This is a genomic window from Trichococcus alkaliphilus (genome assembly GCF_003008695.1).
Classification (GTDB): domain Bacteria; phylum Bacillota; class Bacilli; order Lactobacillales; family Aerococcaceae; genus Trichococcus; species Trichococcus alkaliphilus.
In genome coordinates this window covers 1-18,049 of sequence record NZ_PXZT01000025.1, presented here as the reverse complement: position 1 = coordinate 18,049, position 18,049 = coordinate 1, and the positions used below count along the sequence as shown (strand labels likewise).

Annotated in this window: 12 protein-coding genes; 10 read left to right on the top strand and 2 right to left on the bottom strand. The window is 47.5% G+C overall.

What is annotated here, in order from left to right; translation table 11 throughout:
• Nucleotides 1-248 precede the first annotated feature (248 nt).
• From recX to C7R73_RS13615, 6 genes are all read left to right on the top strand, one after another.
• Nucleotides 249-1,085 carry a recombination regulator RecX gene (gene recX, locus C7R73_RS13640; protein WP_106451016.1) on the top strand — a complete coding sequence of 279 codons (837 nt, stop codon included), beginning with the start codon at nucleotides 249-251 and terminating at the stop codon, nucleotides 1,083-1,085.
• The gene (gene mutY / locus C7R73_RS13635) at nucleotides 1,085-2,359 is read left to right on the top strand and encodes an A/G-specific adenine glycosylase (RefSeq protein ID WP_239992648.1); all 1,275 of its coding nucleotides are present in this window, start codon (nucleotides 1,085-1,087) and stop codon (nucleotides 2,357-2,359) included. The genes recX and mutY overlap by 1 nt, the downstream gene beginning before the upstream one ends.
• Before the next feature lie 123 nt (nucleotides 2,360-2,482).
• Nucleotides 2,483-3,028, top strand: a complete 546-nt coding sequence (gene ntdP / locus C7R73_RS13630) for a nucleoside tri-diphosphate phosphatase (protein WP_068561041.1) — start codon at nucleotides 2,483-2,485, stop codon at nucleotides 3,026-3,028.
• 173 nt (nucleotides 3,029-3,201) lie between these two features.
• Nucleotides 3,202-4,392, top strand: a complete 1,191-nt coding sequence (locus tag C7R73_RS13625) for an SGNH/GDSL hydrolase family protein (RefSeq protein ID WP_106451015.1) — start codon at nucleotides 3,202-3,204, stop codon at nucleotides 4,390-4,392.
• Between the two features lie 438 nt (nucleotides 4,393-4,830).
• Complete coding sequence (gene pulA / locus C7R73_RS13620) at nucleotides 4,831-6,810, top strand: type I pullulanase (protein WP_106451014.1); 1,980 nt, start codon at nucleotides 4,831-4,833, stop codon at nucleotides 6,808-6,810.
• Nucleotides 6,811-7,152: 342 nt separating this feature from the next.
• Nucleotides 7,153-7,965, top strand: a complete 813-nt coding sequence (locus tag C7R73_RS13615; RefSeq protein ID WP_161525963.1) for a Cof-type HAD-IIB family hydrolase — start codon at nucleotides 7,153-7,155, stop codon at nucleotides 7,963-7,965.
• A gap of 108 nt (nucleotides 7,966-8,073) precedes the next feature.
• Here the strand turns inward: C7R73_RS13615 and C7R73_RS13610 are convergent, their stop codons facing one another.
• Complete coding sequence (locus tag C7R73_RS13610; RefSeq protein ID WP_161525962.1) at nucleotides 8,074-9,171, bottom strand: FUSC family protein; 1,098 nt, start codon at nucleotides 9,169-9,171, stop codon at nucleotides 8,074-8,076.
• A 289-nt stretch (nucleotides 9,172-9,460) separates the two neighbouring features.
• Here C7R73_RS13610 and perR point away from each other — a divergent pair, with 289 nt between their 5' ends.
• Complete coding sequence (gene perR / locus C7R73_RS13605; protein WP_106451011.1) at nucleotides 9,461-9,949, top strand: peroxide-responsive transcriptional repressor PerR; 489 nt, start codon at nucleotides 9,461-9,463, stop codon at nucleotides 9,947-9,949.
• Between the two features lie 114 nt (nucleotides 9,950-10,063).
• On the opposite strand, the gene proC is transcribed toward perR, so the two are convergent.
• Nucleotides 10,064-10,882 (bottom strand): pyrroline-5-carboxylate reductase, encoded by an 819-nt coding sequence (gene proC / locus C7R73_RS13600; RefSeq protein WP_106451010.1) that lies wholly within the window; start codon nucleotides 10,880-10,882, stop codon nucleotides 10,064-10,066.
• Between the two features lie 469 nt (nucleotides 10,883-11,351).
• Here proC and C7R73_RS13595 point away from each other — a divergent pair, with 469 nt between their 5' ends.
• The 3 genes from C7R73_RS13595 (at nucleotide 11,352) to C7R73_RS13585 (ending at nucleotide 16,832) form a co-directional block, all read left to right on the top strand.
• A complete protein-coding gene (locus C7R73_RS13595; protein WP_106451009.1) occupies nucleotides 11,352-13,055 on the top strand; it encodes an alpha-glucosidase in 1,704 nt (567 codons plus the stop codon).
• Nucleotides 13,056-13,075: 20 nt separating this feature from the next.
• The gene (locus C7R73_RS13590) at nucleotides 13,076-14,386 is read left to right on the top strand and encodes an alpha-amylase family glycosyl hydrolase (protein WP_106451008.1); all 1,311 of its coding nucleotides are present in this window, start codon (nucleotides 13,076-13,078) and stop codon (nucleotides 14,384-14,386) included.
• A 166-nt stretch (nucleotides 14,387-14,552) separates the two neighbouring features.
• Nucleotides 14,553-16,832, top strand: a complete 2,280-nt coding sequence (locus C7R73_RS13585; RefSeq protein ID WP_106451007.1) for a glycoside hydrolase family 65 protein — start codon at nucleotides 14,553-14,555, stop codon at nucleotides 16,830-16,832.
• Nucleotides 16,833-18,049: the final 1,217 nt, after the last annotated feature.

Sequence of the window (18,049 nt, the reverse complement as noted above, 5' to 3'; positions counted from 1 at the left end):
ATAAGACTTGAAGTAATTCATTGTCCTATATAGAGGGAGCATATCAAAATGAGGCAGCCTTTGGTGTTTTTGGTGGGTGATGGGATCCGGAAAGATGGATAAACGTGAGTTATCCATCATCGCCTGCCACAACAACGCAATTCGTTCGAGACATCACCGGTCCAAACAAATATTTCGAACATACGTTTTGTTCCTTTCAGTTTTTGCGTGTATAATAGCAAGTGAGATTCGCCGAAAGGATGTAGAAAATGGATCATACCGAAGAACAGGCTGAAAAATTGCCTGTCGTAACAAAAATAACTGTCCAGAAAAAACGCAAGGACCGCTTCAATGTCTTCATCGACGGGGAGTACTCCTTTCCGATATCGGAAGCCGTGCTCATCAAGGTCGGCTTGCATAAAGGGATGACGCTCACGAAAGAGCGCAGCGCCGAGATCGAGAAGGAAAATTACGATTACATGGCTTACACGACGGCGGTCAATTACCTGTCCTACAGTCTGCGCAGCGAGAAAGAGGTCCGCAAAAAGCTGCATGATGAAGAAATCAGCCCTGACGCGATTGAACGTGCCCTGACGCGGCTGGTGGACCAGAATTACGTCAATGACCGCAGCTATGGCGAAAGTTATACGCGCACGGCGGCGAACCTGAACCTGAAGGGACCGCAGCTCATCGCCAACGAACTGAAAGGCAAAGGCTTGTCGGAGGAAGATATCGCCTTTTCCCTGAAACAGTATCCGCATGAGCTGCAGCTGGAAAATGCCCAAACGATCGCCGAAAAGCAGCTCCGCAAACAAAGCCGGGTCTCTTCGCATGAAGCGGCTTCGAAAATCCGCCTCCATCTGCACCAGAAAGGCTATCCTTCCGACATCGTCCTGGAAGTCATGGGAGAGATCGAAACGGAAAAAGAGGAAGAGGATGAAATGGCCGCGCTGCGTATGCAAGGCGACAAACTTTGGCGCCGTTATGAGCGTAAAGCGAAAGGCCGTGAATTGCACCAAAAAGTGAGGTCGGGTCTTTACCAAAAAGGTTACCAAGGAGATATGATCTCCGCCTATATCGAAGAAAAGGAACAGGAAGCAGAATAATGACAAATTCGGAGCACGAAAAAATATTCAAAGCAGCCGGCATCGAGATGTGGCCGGCCGAAAAGATACAGGCTTTCCGCAAGGCCCTGTTGGATTGGTACGACAAAGAGAAACGCGACTTGCCTTGGCGCCGGACGAGCGACCCCTACAGCATCTGGGTTTCGGAAATCATGCTGCAACAGACACGGGTGGACACTGTGATCCCGTATTACCACAATTTCCTGGATAAATTCCCGGACATCGCAGCGTTGGCGGCAGCGCCTGAAGACGCGATCCTGAAAGCTTGGGAAGGGCTCGGTTATTATTCCCGCGTCAAGAACATGCAGAAAGCAGCACAACAGATCGTCGCCGAATACGGCGGTATTTTCCCGGAAGATCCGCAGGAAATCGCGAAGCTGAAGGGAATCGGTCCGTATACGGCAGGAGCCGTTTCCAGCATCGCCTTCCAGATTCCTGAGCCGGCAGTCGACGGCAACGTCATGCGGGTCATGAGCCGGTTGTTCGAAATCGATGCCGACATCGCCAAACCAGCCAGCCGGAAAATCTTCGAAGCAATCGTGCGCGAACTGATCGATCCGGAGCGTCCGGGCGACTTCAACCAAGCCTTGATGGATTTGGGATCGAGCATCTGTTCGCCGCTGAATCCGCAGCCTGAGATCAGCCCGATCAAGGCGTTCAATGCCGCCTACAAAAACGGAACGATGCACCTTTATCCGGTCAAAAGCAAAGCGAAAAGGCCGGTGCCGATGAACCTGCAGGGCATCATCCTGCAGAACAGGGAGAAGCAGTTCCTTTTGGAGAAGCGCCCGAACAGCGGCCTGCTGGCGGATTTTTGGACCTTTCCGTTGATCCAGCTCGACCTCGATGCGCTTCCGGAATCGGCGGGCGCAACCCAAGAACCGGCCACCATCCAGACGGAATTGCTGGTCGCGGAGGATTTCCCGAAGCTGACAGAAGCAGCAAAGAAGGCCGACAAAAAGCTGCCGTCCTTTAACCAGATCGAAGCACAGCTTTCAGCGGCTGTGGCTGAAAAATACGGCTTGAAGCCTGTGTGGCTGAAGGCGGAAACCGGATCGGTCAATCATGTCTTCAGTCACATCAAATGGCACATCACCGGTTATTACGGACGCGTGTTGACGAACGATGGCAGCCCATTGCCAGAACAATGCCGTTGGGTCAGCGAAAATGATTTTGCCGATTATGCTTTCCCGGTGCCGCAGCAAAAAATGTGGCAACAATTTCAGCAACAGACCCGAAAAGAATTTGGTCTATAATGGCTAAAGTTTCGCAATCTATTTCCATTCTATGATATACTGTTCAATGAACTGAAAGTTGAGAGTTCCGCCGAAAATATTTCCGGCGAGGGCTCAAATAGTTGAAGAAAGTTGGGCACCGTGATGCATAACCCTCGGGAGGGAGAATTCATCACCATAAAGAGTTATAAGCATGACGGCAGCCTGCATCGAACGTGGCGTGACACCATGGTATTAAAAACTAGTGACCAATCCATAATCGGCTGTAATGATCACACCTTAGTAACGGAAGCAGATGGGCGTCGCTGGGTCACCAGAGAGCCTGCATTGTTGTATTACCATAAACATTATTGGTTCAACATCGTCACCATGATCCGCCAAAAGGGTGTCTCCTACTATTGCAATCTGGCATCGCCTTATGTGATCGACCAGGAAGCACTGAAGTACATCGATTATGACCTGGACATTAAAGTTTTTCCTGATGGTGAAAAACGTTTGCTTGATGTAGATGAGTATGAATTGCATCGCAATCGCATGAATTACCCAAAAGAGATCGATCATATCCTGAAAGAGAACGTAAAGATTTTGGTGAGCTGGATCAACGAAGAAAAAGGTCCATTTTCCAAAGAATACGTCGACTTATGGTATGAGCGGTACTGTCAGCTGTCGCATAATCAGCAAAACTCGTGATGAATCCAAATTATAAAAAACCAGTCGAGCTTCATGATCGGCTGGTTTTTTATCGGAAATATCCGTCTGGCCGAAAAAATACCGTGCATTAACACAACCGTTATATTATGATTGTTATAGTCTGGAATAAAGAGTCAATATTATAGTTATTTAAAAAATTTGGAGGCGTTAGAATGAAGAAGAAGGAAATAATAATCGTTTCCCTCATGGGCATCCTTACGATTGCTATTGTTCTATTTGGATATAAATATGCAGCCGGGAAAAAAGAAGCTTTGTTGAGTGAAGGGGAAAAACGAACAGAGTCAGTGTTTCAAGTGACCTCGTCGCAAGAATCAGTGGTTGTAGAGAGCGACACATCAGAAGCTTATGCGCAGTTTTTGGCCGCTTTTTCCGATAGCAGAAGTAACGCGACGGTCGTTGATTATCTGCAATATGTTCACTATCATAAGAATGCAGTCAATGTTGCTTTTTTTGGGGATGTCGCATCAGATGCGGCTTGGGCGAAGTCAGCTATTGCGGATATCCAGGCGGATTTTCCGCTTGAGAATCTGACGACGTCATTCTTCAGTCACCCATCCGACAGCAGTTCCGTCTTTCTGAGCAGCCAATATTCTCAAGAATTGGTAGAAAGCAATCCTGATGTTATATTTTACACCATTCCTACCAAGACGGATCAGATGGTCGATATCAGCTTAGCTGAATCCACACAATCTATCTATACAGTCTACGACGAAATCAGAGCAGCTTTGCCTGATGCGTTGATCGTGTTGGTGACCCCGCCTCCTTCAGAAGCGAAAATCTCTGATTGGAATTCACGCACTTTAGATTATCAGAACTACACCAATAATCTGATTTCACAAAATGGTGCTTTCACTGTTCCTTTATACGATGTCCATTCGGATTTCCTTGCTGAGCTGGCGAATCGCAGCGAAGCGCTGGCTAACTTCATGGACGCGGCCGGAGTGGAATTGAATGAAGCCGGACAGCAATTATTCGGTGAAATGTTTGCGAATAGCTTACAGACCAAAATGGTCGATACGACAACCGGGTTGTATGTGGAAGGTGAGAAACCTGCCAGCACACCGATTGCACCAACTTTAGCCGTTCCGGAAGAGACTGTAATCGACAGCGAAGAGGCTGTCAGTGAAGAGGTCGACAGCGAAGAATCGGTGGAAGAAGAGTCAGCTTATGAAGCTCCAGCTTACGTGGCCCCGACATATGTAGCTCCAACATACGTGGCCCCGACATATGTGGCTCCACCTTACGTAGCTCCAGTTATCGAAGAATCCGTTCCGAGCGTGGATTCCTCATCATCGACTTCAGAAACGCTAGAGCAAAGTATAACCGAGGATTCAGCTTCATAAAAACTGATATTGCATCGATGTATAATTGATAGATTACCATCACATACTCACATAATGAAACACAAATACATAGTCTGCGTTTGCCGTATTGTCCGGTAAATGTGGGCTTTTTGTCTGTTTTTTTCATTTCCCACTTCATAAAAATATAAGAAAGTCAAACCTGTATACTCGGGTATTCACAATCTGGAGCCTGCATTACTACACAAAAACGCAATTGTTTTAACATATTAAGAATAGCTTTGAAATATTGATATTGTTGAGGTTGTGATGTATAATTATGGCGTAAACAAAAGATGTAAGCGCTTTTATAAAAGGGGTTCTGTGTAGGTCCGAAGCTATGTATTTCACAAATATGCAGCCAAATTTGGAAACCGCCGCACGATAGCCATCCGCATAAACGCAATTTCATCAGAAAAGAGATTTTTCGGAGGTAATGTCATGTACATACAAGTTGATGAACGGAAACGGACTGACGTTCTATCGACTACTTATTATCAATATGACTTGGATAATTTAGATAATCGACTAGAGCAATTTGTGCAGTCGCCTGTTTTTGATAAAAAATATTCATTTGATGGAGAATTGGGAGCACTCTATACACCGCAACGGACTATTCTGCGGTTATGGGCTCCGACTGCGCTCAGCGTAGAAGTAGTTGTTTATGAAAGTCTGTATCTCAAAGAGAAAAAAAGACACATGATGGGAAAAGGTGGAAGAGGAACTCACGAACTTATTATGATTGGGGACTATGCGGGGACTGCCTATAAATATGCGATTACTTTTCCGGATGGCAAAGTGGTCGAGACAGTTGACCCCTATAGCTACGCGACCACCGCAAACGGAGAACGCTCCGTCATTATGGATGCAGTAAACACTAATCCAAAAAGATGGGGAGCCCGATTGGAGCCGATCGCTTCACCAGTCGACGCCATTATTTATGAATTACATATTCGTGACTTCACGATTTCCCCAACAAGCGGGATTGCAAACAAAGGCAAATTCCTAGGAGTTGTCGAGCAAGGTACCTCATCTGTGGATGGCGACAAGACCGGGCTGGATTACCTTAAAGAACTTGGCGTAACGCATGTCCAGTTTTTGCCGATGGCCGATTTTTCCACAGTCAATGAATTGAAACCATTGGAACAATACAACTGGGGCTATGATCCGCAGAACTTCAATGTTCCGGAAGGATCCTATGCCACCAATCCCTATCAACCGGAAGTTCGGATCCTGGAAATGAAGGAAATGATCCAAGGCTTGCACGATGCGGGAATCCGTGTCATCATGGACGTCGTTTATAATCACGTCTATTTACCGAAACTGCATGCTTTGGAAAAAACTGTGCCAGGCTATTATTTCCGCAGAAATGTCGATGGGACACTCTCCAATGGGACGGGTGTCGGTAACGATACCGCTTCGGAGCGTTATATGATGCGCAAGTACATCATCGACAGCATCACCTATTGGGCGAAGAATTTCCATATGGATGGATTCCGCTTTGATCTCATGGGAATCCATGATATCGAAACGATGAATGAAATCCGTGTCGCTTTGGATGCAATCGATCCTTCCATCATCATGCTTGGCGAAGGATGGAACCTGAACACCAATCTGCCACCTTCCGAAAAGGCTGTCCAACAAAATGCGGACCGCATGCCCGGCGTGGCTCATTTCAATGATGCATTGCGCGAAGCAATCAAAGGTTCCGACTTCAACAGCGGGAACGATACCGGGTTTGTCACCGGCAAACCGTTCATGGAAGGTTGGGTCGCCACCAATCTGCAAGGTGGAGCGTATTACCCCGCTAGCCGAGGCAACTATAAGACTCCGGCTCAGATAGTGCAATATGTCGAAGCTCACGACAATCTGACGCTTTATGACAAATTGAAGATTTCAATGCCGTGGGATGAGGAGGATTCCCGTGTGCGGCGTCACCTTTTGGCAAGCAGCTTCGTCCTGTTGAGCCAAGGCATTCCGTTCATCCATGCAGGGCAAGAGTTTTTGCGCACAAAGAACGGGCTTGAGAACAGCTACAATGCGCCGGATTCGATTAACCGTATGGATTGGCACCGCCGTTTCGAGATGAAACAAGCTGTGGATTACATGAAAGGCTTGATTGCATTGCGCAAACGGGAGCCGTTATTCCGCTTGCAGACCATTGATGAAGTCAAAGGGCACATGAATATACTCAAAGCCGATTATCAGATCGTCGTCTATCAGTTGGAGGACACGGAAAAGTTATACTACGTCATTTTCAATGGCCAGACGAATGCCATCGATTTTGATGTTGAAGCCGGAGACTATCGGGTGTTGATCGAAGACGGCAAAGCGAACTTGGATGAACCGAGAATAGTCGAAGGACTATCCCGCATCCGGGTGGAATACCTCTCCGTTGCAGTGCTTGTAAAAAATAAATGATGGTAGTCCGGGCGGTCGTCTCACATGAGGCGACCGTTTTTTGATATGGTGGAACAGTCCGGAGCTGTCCTCCGGTTTAGAGAGGGTTAGCCGGAGGACAGCAGCCGAATCTGAACCCAACTCCGGCGACCGGATGCTCGCCGGAGCAGGGTAACTGAATCCGCACTGAACTCCGGCCCAGCCCTAGCTCGCCGGAGTTTGTGACCCCAGGCGGCAGCCTGACTGCCGTTCTTTGTAACATTTTTCATTCGGCCTAATGCAAGATTGTCACATCATAGAGCAATTTTTGGTACAATGAACAGAGAATGATGTTGCATGATAATGATGAAGTGGGGTATTCAGATGATAAAAATGATAGCGATCGATATCGACGGCACGTTGGTCAATGAACAGAAAGTAATGACGCAAAAAGTGAAAGAGACGATTCAAGAGGCGATTCGTAGGGGGATCAAAATCGTGCTCTGCACCGGCCGTCCGCCTGCGGGCATCAAGCCGTATGCCGACGAATTGGGATTCGGGGAACACGAGGACTACATCATCGCCCAGAATGGCGCCTACATTCTGCGCGCGGACACGGACGAAACGGTCTACAAAAAGACGTTGACGCTTGCTGAAGTGCAGGAAATTTACGAGTTCGGAAAAGGCTTTTCTGTTGGGACGCTGTTGGTTGGCGAGTACCATTACTACAGCTTGGAAGATGAAGTGACGGAATCGATGCAAAAGGATGCCACTCTCGTAAACATGGACATCAGCGTATTGGATCCCACAGGCGTAAGCGAAGAGATGGGTTTGATGAAGATCCTTTACATCGGAGAACCGAACGAGGTTGATGTCATCGATTCGGCTATCCCCGACAAGATGCGTGATGACTTTTATATTGTCCGCAGTCAGGATTTTCTTATGGAAGTGATGGAAAAGAACTCAAATAAAGGCACTGCGTTGATAAAATTGGCGGACCATTTGGGGATCGCGATGGAGGAAGTGATGGCTCTGGGTGATGGCGAGAACGACTACGAAATGATCCAAGTTGCCGGTTTGGGCGTCGTGATGTCAAACGGAACCGATAATCTTAAGAGCATCGCCAACGAAATCACCTTATCCAATGAAGAGGACGGTGTGGCCCATGCTATCGAGAAATGGGCTTTCCAAGGCTAGGAAAAAATATTTCCGGAATATATAAAAAGAGGTACGCAAGCGACCAGGAATACTCTTGGTCGCTTGCGTGCCTCTTTTTGCTGCCGCCGAACAAGCCATAACGGCAGGTCAGTGGATGATATCTTCGATATTTTTTATGTTCTTGGATTTATTGCCCGGTGTCGCTTTGTAGCTGCGGACCAATTTGTTGAAGTGGACCAGATCGTCTTCGTATGCCAGTATGGCACTCATCAGATGGATGATGCCGTAGCTTTCGGAACTGCTGTATTTGCCGAAATCACTTTCTTCCTGCGCGCGCTGGAAAAAGACGTCCATCATTTCGTGGCGCTGGGCCTTATCTGCTTCAAAGAAATTGACTTGATTGGCCCGAACGCGACCGCTGAATTTCAGCATAATCTGTTCATGGCCGCTCATCAGCGTTTCCAAACGTTCGCGGATCATGATGCGCATTTCGGCTGGGAACTGATAGAATACATTTTCGTAATCGTGCAGAACTTCCAGGACGTGGAAGGCGGAGCGGGTCGTTTGGATCATTTTGCGGTAAACGACGAGCATCTTTTTGTTCTGATATTTGTTTTGTTTGTTGAACAGACCGCTTTCGGTCAAGTATTGATAAAGGTTGTCCATTTTTTTGAGCTGCGTGCGTGCCCATTTCAGATCGTTGTTCATGATGGAATATTCGGTGTTCTTGCGCAAGCCGGCGCGGATCCAAATCAGAAACTCGGTAGTGGCATAGTCCACCGTGTGGTACAACCGTTCATCGTATCGCGGAGGGGCAACGAATGTATTGACCAAAAAGGCAATGATGACGCCAACGAATGTTTCTAATACGCGATAGGTTGCACTTAACATTAAATTGTCATCCGTGCCGACCATGATTACGATCAATGTCACAATCGACAGCCCAATCACGTCTTCGAGCTTGAGGGCATTCAGGATCGCGATCAACAGCATGACCGAAATGCCGAGCAGATAGATGTTGTATCCCAAGGTCATGACAACGAAAACGGCGACTAAGCCGCCAATCGTATTGGCCATGATCCGACTCTTCAGGTTGGCATAGGAACGCCCGAGGGAAGGCTGGGTGGAATAGATGGCTGCGATGCCGGCGATGACGCCTCCGCCTTCGAATCCGAAGTATTGGGCGACGATCATTGATAATGCGACGGCGAGACCCGTTTTAAAGGTGCGGGCGCCAAGTTTCATAAGTTTCAGCTCCATGTCAATAATTTGTGTAGACGACTAATAATAGCATTTCAAGTTAAGGATATACCAATCCGGACCCGGTGTAAAGATTGGATGAAAGCATCCTAAGTCAAGGTTTGCCTTGCATCCGCTATCATCAGCGGCGAGATAATAAAAAGTAAGTATTTTTTATGAATGTTAGGGGCTTATGTATTGCTATTTTCGGCAAATCGATATATGATGAACTCAGCTAAATGTAAATTATAATGACTATCATATACAAGTGATTCCAGAAGAGGGGGGATACACCATGCACCGCACAGTCGTAAATGATTCAATCGAAAAAATGAAAAATGCAAATATCCGAATTACACCGCAACGTTACGCGATTTTGGAATATTTGGTCGAGTCCAAGATGCATCCGACTGCGGATGATATCTACAAAGCGTTGGCTGATCGCTTTCCGAACATGAGCGCAGCCACTGTTTACAACAATTTGAGACTTTTTGTAAAAATTGGTTTTGTGAAGGAATTGGCTTATGGAGATGCTTCAAGCCGTTTTGACTTCAGCAATACGCAGCATTATCATGCCATCTGCGAAAGTTGCGGAAAAATCGTCGATCTTTATTATCCGGTATTGGATGATGTCGAGATGGTCGCCGAGAATTTGACTGGTTTCCAAGTCAGCCATCACCGCATGGAAGTCTACGGCATCTGTCCTGAGTGTCAGGAAAAAGGGGTCCAAAAAGAAGACATCGATGACGGAGCCGAAGCTGCCGGGCATCACCACCATCATTAACAATTATATAGCCAAGAGCTCTTACTCCGAGATTGTGGGGTAGAGCTTTTTTTTATATCACAAACGAACCTCCTGAGCGCATGCAACGGCTCAGGAGGTTCGTTTTGGTTAGATTCAGTTCTCTTTCGGTTTGCTCATGGCGATGGATTTGTCGATGGTTGTCTGGACGGCCGAAATGACAGCGGATCGGAATCCATTTTTTTCCAATTCCGCAACGGCTTCAATCGTCGTTCCGCCCGGAGAGCAGACCATATCCTTCAGTTCGCCGGGATGTTTGCCTGTTTCCAGCACCATTTTTGCGGAACCAAGTACTGCCTGTGCCGCAAATTTGTAGGCTTGTTGGCGAGGCATACCGCCGCGGACGGCGCCATCGGCCAAAGATTCGATGAACATGAAGACCAAGGCCGGGGATGAACCGCTGACGCCTGTCACGGCGTCCATCATGTATTCCGCAACCATTTCGCTGCGACCGAAGCTGTCAAAGATATTTTTGACATCCGTCAGCTCAGCGACGTTCACCACTTCGTTGGCGCAGATGCCGGTCATGCCTTCGCCGACCAAAGCAGGAGTATTCGGCATGGCGCGGACTACTTTCACCTTGCGGCCGAAGCGCTCTTCGATGTCGCTTAAGCTTTTTCCGGCTGCGATCGTAACGATGACGACATTCTCTTTGATGGCCGTTTTTATTTCGTCGATGACGACATTGTAGATATTCGGTTTGACTGCCAAGAAAAGGATGTCCGATTCGGCTGCCACCTGTCTGTTGTCGGCCGCGATGCGGATGCCGTGTTGTTCCTTCAAGGCTTGCAGGCTTTCGTTGTTTTGGCTGGATACGATGACTTGGTTTGGTGCAACAAGCGCAGAACCGACAAGCCCGCCGATGATGGCTCCGCCCATATTCCCGCTGCCGATGAATCCGATTGTTTTTTTCATGGATGAGGACTCCTTTTGGATGATGAGTAAGTTAGTTTAATTGCTTTAACTTCATCATTATACCAAGGAAATGGGGAAATCGTACAGAAAATGATGGAATGCTGCAAAGTATGGGCATCATCACATCCTGTGATTTGTTTTTATTAGGCCTTTTGGGTAAGCTTAAGGTAGTTATTATTACAACGAATAATGATGGCTAGCTTCACGGGTAAGCCCTTCGGAAAAAGGATAAAGGAACCCCTTGTCTCTGCGAGCCAAGGATACTGTTCGACTAACCTGCTGACGCAGGAAGTCTCTCAGCATATTGCGCTCTTCGATGCTCAGTTGCATGGGAGTCTTAGGGATTCATCCCTTAGAGTCCCAGTAAAAGGTGACCGTAGGGAACGTTGCATGGCACGATTTCCTAAATTTCTTTCAGGGCTGAGCGAACCCGTTCCGCTTTTCACATCATAAAAGTGAGGTTTTTGGTATGGGTAATGTGCGTGAGTGGTGGCATGGTTTGATTGTGTATCAAGTGTATCCGATGAGTTTTCAGGATTCCAACGGGGATGGTGTCGGGGATATCCGCGGCGTCATCAACCGCTTGGATTACATTCAAAATTTGGGCGTCAATATGATTTGGCTGAATCCGATCTTCAAATCGCCGAAAGTCGATAATGGCTATGATATTTCCGACTTTCTCGAAATCGATCAGATTTTCGGGACGATGGCTGAGGTTGAAGAGTTGATCCTCGAGGCGCATAAACGCGGCATCAAAGTCATCTTCGATTTTGTGATGAACCATACTTCGGAACAGCATCCGTGGTTCCAGGAAGCCTTAAAGGGGAAAGACAATCCGTACCGCGATTATTATATCTGGGCGGACGGCAAAAACGGCGGGCAGGATCTGCCTAACAATTGGGAATCCTTTTTCACCGGAACTGTTTGGGAAAAGGAACCATCCGGTGACCAATATTATTTCCATCTGTTTGCGAAGGAAATGCCCGATCTGAATTGGGCCAATCCGGAAGTGCGGCGCGCGATGGTCGACATCGCTTTTTTCTGGCTCGATAAAGGAGTCGATGGTTTCCGTTTGGATGCTTTCATCCATCTGCAAAAGGAAGAAGGATTTCCGGATGTGGAAGGGCTGGATGAAGGGGAAATCGGACTGGCCGAGAACTATTACGCCAATCTGCCAAAAATCAATGAATACATGAAATTCTTCACCTCAACTTTGCGGGAACGCTATCCGGACACGTTCATCGTCGGGGAAGCAGCCTCGGCCACCGTCGAGCTGGCGCGTTCCTATACGGATCCCGTTGCCGGGGGCTGCGACACGGTCATCACTTTCCGTTATTTCACGATGGATGAAAAGTCGAAAGACCCGCGACTTTCTTCAAATATGCAGAAGACGAAGCTGTTGTACGGTGCCTTCAAGAAAAATCTGCAGGAGTGGCAGAAAGTCATGGCGGATGTCGGCGGTCCGACTCTCTATTGGAACAACCACGATATGGCTCGGGTCGTTTCCCGGATCGGGGACGACACCGTCTACCGCGATAACAGCGCGAAAATGCTGGCGGCTCTGATGTATCTTCAGAAGGGCATCCCATTCATCCTCAACGGGGAAGAACTTGGGATGAAGAACCTTTACCTGAATGACATCAAAAATTTCCATTCACCGGAAGCGCAAACGTTCTATAAGGATGCCTTGGCATTGGGGTACAGCGAAGAGGCGGTCCTTTACAATCTGCGGGAAAGTTCCAAAGACGCCAGCCGCGGTGCGATGCAATGGGATCAGTCAGCTTTTGCCGGTTTTTCGACGGTTGCTCCGTGGAGTGGCGTCAACGTCGAAGCGGAGTATAACGTTGCCGCGGAAGAAGCAGATTTCGACAGTATCTTGCATTTTTACCGAAAAGTATTGGATCTGAAGAAGACGGATCTGTTCGTCGAAGGGGACTATCATCTCTGGGGAACGCATGATGATTTCTTTGTCTATGAGCGCGTGATGGACAAAAAAGTCGGTTTGGTCATCTGTAACGTTACGGATCAAACGCGCGAATTCGTACTTCACCCGTTGGAACAGCACGGATACCGGCAGATTCTTTTGCAGAATGAAGGGAACAGACTGGAAGGGGAAACGTTGTACCTGGCGCCTTACGGGACCGCTGTTTTCCAGATTGATTACAATAGTTAAACTAGTCAAGGGGGATTCTTATGGCAAAAGACACACGCTTGAACTTACGAAATGAAATCATCTATTGCATTTATGTGCGAAACCATACACCTGAAGGGACTTTTGCTGCCGTCATCCCCGATCTGCAACGGATAAAGGGGTTGGGTACGGACACCATCTGGTTCATGCCGATCCATCCCATCGGCGAAACGAAGCGCAAAGGGGTGGAAGGCAGTCCTTACGCCATCAGAGACTACCGCGCCGTCAATCCTGCCTACGGGACGATGGACGACTTCAAAACGTTGGCCGACGCAATACACGATTTGGACATGAAGGTGATGATCGATGTGGTGTACAACCACACTTCGCCTGACTCGCTGCTTGTCGAACAGCATCCCGAGTGGTTCTATCGCCGGCCGAACGGCGAAATGGGCAATAAAGTCGGGGAGTGGTATGACATCGTCGACTTGGACTACACCCATCCGGGCCTATGGGATTATCAAATCGAAACCTTGAAGCAGTGGGCAACGATTGTGGACGGTTTCCGCTGCGATGTGGCAAGTCTCGTGCCTTTGGATTTTTGGGTGCGCGCCAGAAAAGAAGTCGCGGAAGTCAAAGAAGGCGTCGTCTGGTTGGCCGAATCGGTCCACCCAACTTTTCTGCGGATGAATCGGGACCGAGGCAATATCGGCCACTCCGACAGTGAATTGTATGAAGCCTTCGATATCACCTACGACTATGATGTGCATGATTTCCAGCAGGCTTACTTCTGGGAAGAGATCAGCCTAAAAAACTATCTTGATGTCCTTCTGTTCCAGGATGGCATCTATCCCGTGAATTACGTCAAACTGCGTTTCCTGGAGAACCATGATCATCCGCGCATCCGTTCGAAAATCGAGGACCTCGGCAGGTTGCGGAATTGGACGGCCTTTACCTATTTCCAGAAAGGGACCTTGTTGCTTTTCGGCGGACAGGAGACCGCGACGGCTCATCTGCCGGATCTGTTCGAAAAGGATCCAATTTTATGGAACCATGAGGAGGATCTGACACCCTTACTGCAGCGGCTGCAACGTTTCAAGAGGGAGGCTGCCGTTCGGGAGGGTAGTTATGACCTGACGGCAACCGCCGAATCGGAGACGGTCATCGGCTATTACCGGCTTGGGAATGAAAGGCTGACGGGCATCTTCTGTCTGGACGGGAAAGCGGCCAAGGTTGCCGTCGATTTGCCTGACGGTGGGTACCGGAATCTGCTGGATGATCAGGAGTATCAAATCAGTGAAGGGTTGCTGGAGACACGAAGTCTGCCAATATTGTTCAAGAGCTACGGCGAAGCGCTGCTGACCGAAGTTTGAGTTCACAGGGGAAAATATTCGAATCAGATTGAAAATATAGCAGTGCCATCCGTGATTGCGCTTGCAATGAAGTGGTCAAAATTGGGATAATAGAGCCATCATAACAATCATTCTTATGCGGGCTTCGAAAAGGAGCGGCATCTGATTCCGGAAAGAGGGAACGTTCATGAAAAGACTGTTTGATATCGATCCATGGAAAATAAAGACAGCTGTATTGGATAGAGAAGAGAAGCGGCTGCAGGAAAGCCTGACCGCGATCGGTAATGGCTATATGGGGATGCGCGGCAATTTTGAGGAGGGCTATTCAGGCGATACCCATGAAGGGACCTACTTGGCGGGTGTCTGGTATCCCGACAAAACACGTGTGGGTTGGTGGAAAAATGGCTACCCGGAATATTTCGGGAAAGTCATCAACGCCATGAACTTCATTGCTGTTGGCATTCTTATCGATGGCGAACCGCTTGATTTGGCGAAGCAACATGTCTCGGATTTTCACATGGAATTGGACATGCATCGCGGCGTATTGAACCGCAGCTTCATTTGGAAAAGTGAGGGCGATGCTGCGGAAATCAAGTTCACTTTTGAACGCTTCGTCAGCATCTCACAGAAGGAACTTTGCCTTGTGCGGGTAACGGCGGAAGTGTTGAAAGGCTCGGCCGACCTGGAATTCCATCCGCGTCTGGACGGGAACGTCACGAATGAGGATGCGAATTACGAAGAAATGTTCTGGGAAGAAGCGGGGCGTACCTTGGATGCACCGGTCAGCCTGAGTGCCAAAACGATTCCGAATCCATTCGGGATCGACCGGTTTACGGTCACTGCAGCGATGAGCAACCGTGTTTCTGGATTAGGGCAAACCGGCAGCAACGAAAGCGGCCTATTAGTAGAAGAAACTTTTTCAGGACTCGTTTCCGCGGGCGGAAAGGTCGTTTTGGACAAGTATGTCGCTGTCATCACCAGTCGGGACATTCCGGATGCTGAGCAAGCATTCATCGCCAAAAAGATGTCCAGTGAAGCAGCTGGGGAAGGCTACGATATACTTATCGCCGCGCATGAACGTGCCTGGGAAGCGAGATGGGCGAAAGCGGACGTTAAAATAATGGGCGAAGACGAAGCGCAGCAAGGAATCCGTTTCAATCTTTTCCAACTATTCTCCACTTATTACGGCGAAGACGAACGCTTGAACATCGGTCCGAAAGGCTTCACTGGCGAGAAATACGGCGGCGCCACCTATTGGGATACAGAGGCATACATGGTGCCGATGTACCTTTCAGTGGCCGATTCGAAAGTCACCCGCCAGTTGTTGCGCTACCGTCATCAGCAGTTGCCGGGTGCTTTCCACAACGCTCGCCAGCAGGGGCTGAAAGGCGCTTTGTATCCGATGGTGACTTTCAACGGAATCGAATGCCACAACGAATGGGAGATCACTTTCGAAGAAATCCACCGCAACGGAGCGATCGCGCATGCCATCTATAACTACACAAATTACACTGGCGATGAAAGCTATCTTGTGGAGACCGGTATCGATGTCCTTGTAGGTATTTCCCGTTTCTGGGCGGATCGGGTCCATTTTTCCAAACGCAACCAAAAATACATGATCCATGGCGTGACTGGCCCGAACGAATACGAAAACAACGTCAACAACAATTACCACACCAACAATATGGCAACTTGGACGCTGCAATACACGCTGGATGCGCTCAATAAAGTGTCCGCCGAGAAATGGGCAGAGCATGGCCTGACGGAAACGGAAACGGACCACTGGAAAGATATCATTGCCCGGATGTATTATCCGTATGATGAAGAACTCGGCGTTTTCGTCCAGCATGACACGTTCCTTGATAAAGACCTTCGTTCTGCCGATACGTTGGATCCGAGCGAAAGGCCTTTGAATCAGCACTGGTCATGGGATAAGATACTCCGATCCCCGTTCATCAAACAGTCCGATGTGCTGCAGAGCATCTATTTCCTGAATGATCGGTACAGCATGGAAGAAAAGAGACGCAATTTTGATTTCTATGAACCGATGACTGTGCACGAATCATCCTTATCGCCTTCCGTTCATGCTGTCCTGGCTGCGGAACTCGGCAAAGAAGAAAAAGCGGTCGAACTTTACGCGCGCACCGCAAGATTGGATCTGGACAACTACAACAATGATACGAATGACGGGCTCCACATCACTTCGATGAGCGGTGCCTGGTTGGCTATTGTCCAAGGATTTGCCGGAATGCGCGTGAAAGAGGGCGTCCTGCATTTCAAACCATTCGTTCCCAAAAGTTGGCAAGGCTATGATTTCAAAATCAATTTCCGCGGCAGCTTGCTTGATGTGGAAGTCATCGAGGGAGAAGTGACCCTCACAGTTGAAGAAGGGCCGGAGCTTGACGTTTACTTAAATGATGAATTGGTGCAAGTGAATGAAGCTGTCGTCGTCAAGATGAAGCTGTGATCGAATTGGGGGCTGCTGGGAGGCGGCCCTTAAATTCTTCTGAAGCAGGAGCTGAGAATACAGTCATAAAATCACTCGGAAACTTGGAGGAATACACAAAAAAGATTCGAATAATTTTAAAAAATGGGCAACATTTGCTTGCAAAGCAAGCGCTTTCATGTTATTATTACAGTGTAAAGAAGGAAGGGTATATAACTCGAAAGGGTTGTGTAAAATGAATTCTTTACATAGAACCAATTGAAGTTCTTGCGTTTTATGGTTTTAATTTCATTCATGATCGAGTAGAGACTTTAAGTATAGACCCGAAAAATCTAGAAAAGATTCAACATGACAGATTGAATGAAAAAAGTAACGTAGCAGCAGAAAAGATTTAGATTAGCTTGAAAAACTATGAAAAATTGATTTAACCTGTGAAGTTAAAACCGTAATAGGATGGATAAAGGTTCAGAAGTGAGAAACATTTTAGGCGAGTAAACTTAAAATGTTATCTCGAAGAAGATTCGTGTTTAAATGTGAGTGGCGAGATGCCCCGTTTAAATGTTTGATGAATCTTCAGTACTACAACTTCATATTGTGGCCATGTTCCTCATTCAGTGGAAAAGAAGTCCGGAAGTTTGTAAGACTCACATGAACGAAGATCATGTCAAAGAACATTAACTTTAAATACCAACGGATACATTGTTGGTAGATAAATTAACAGGAACTAGTGCTACAAGCATGAAGTGAGGCAACCTCGCAGTTTGAGGTTGCCTCTTTGATTTTCTCGCGCTGCTTCAGCAGTATTTTTGGGAAATTCAGCATATGCAGCCCTGTATTCGAAGAAATAATCGGGTTTCCCATAAAATGACGGATCCATATTAATGCTGATGCACTGCTGTTGACAAGGCTTACATTTTTGTGGTAAAGTTTAGTTCCTCGGTAATCCGATGCGTTTTATTCTGAAATCTGTTTGACACAGGTTTGAAATGATGATAGTATTATGAAGTTGTCTTTTGTAAGGCAGCGGCAAGATAAGAATCATTGTTGACAGCAAGATAAAACGATGTTATCATATGAAAGTTGCTGATTCATCCGACGAAACAGTTTGAAATTTAATTTTAAAAACTGTTGACAAGATGCGGCGGCCGTGATAATATGAATAAGCTATCACGTAACGAGTGATACATGATTGACCTTTGAAAACTGAATAAAGAATGAACGAACCAAATGTGCAAGGA

Excerpts from the sequence above, each read along its gene's own strand:
- recX (WP_106451016.1), top strand. The coding sequence starts at position 249 with ATGGATCATACCGAAGAACAGGCTGAAAAATTGCCTGTCGTAACAAAA.
- mutY (WP_239992648.1), top strand. The coding sequence starts at position 1,085 with ATGACAAATTCGGAGCACGAAAAAATATTCAAAGCAGCCGGCATCGAG.
- ntdP (WP_068561041.1), top strand. The coding sequence starts at position 2,483 with ATGCATAACCCTCGGGAGGGAGAATTCATCACCATAAAGAGTTATAAG.
- C7R73_RS13625 (WP_106451015.1), top strand. The coding sequence starts at position 3,202 with ATGAAGAAGAAGGAAATAATAATCGTTTCCCTCATGGGCATCCTTACG.
- pulA (WP_106451014.1), top strand. The coding sequence starts at position 4,831 with ATGTACATACAAGTTGATGAACGGAAACGGACTGACGTTCTATCGACT.
- C7R73_RS13615 (WP_161525963.1), top strand. The coding sequence starts at position 7,153 with ATGATAAAAATGATAGCGATCGATATCGACGGCACGTTGGTCAATGAA.
- C7R73_RS13610 (WP_161525962.1), bottom strand. The coding sequence starts at position 9,171 with ATGAAACTTGGCGCCCGCACCTTTAAAACGGGTCTCGCCGTCGCATTA.
- perR (WP_106451011.1), top strand. The coding sequence starts at position 9,461 with ATGCACCGCACAGTCGTAAATGATTCAATCGAAAAAATGAAAAATGCA.
- proC (WP_106451010.1), bottom strand. The coding sequence starts at position 10,882 with ATGAAAAAAACAATCGGATTCATCGGCAGCGGGAATATGGGCGGAGCC.
- C7R73_RS13595 (WP_106451009.1), top strand. The coding sequence starts at position 11,352 with ATGGGTAATGTGCGTGAGTGGTGGCATGGTTTGATTGTGTATCAAGTG.
- C7R73_RS13590 (WP_106451008.1), top strand. The coding sequence starts at position 13,076 with ATGGCAAAAGACACACGCTTGAACTTACGAAATGAAATCATCTATTGC.
- C7R73_RS13585 (WP_106451007.1), top strand. The coding sequence starts at position 14,553 with ATGAAAAGACTGTTTGATATCGATCCATGGAAAATAAAGACAGCTGTA.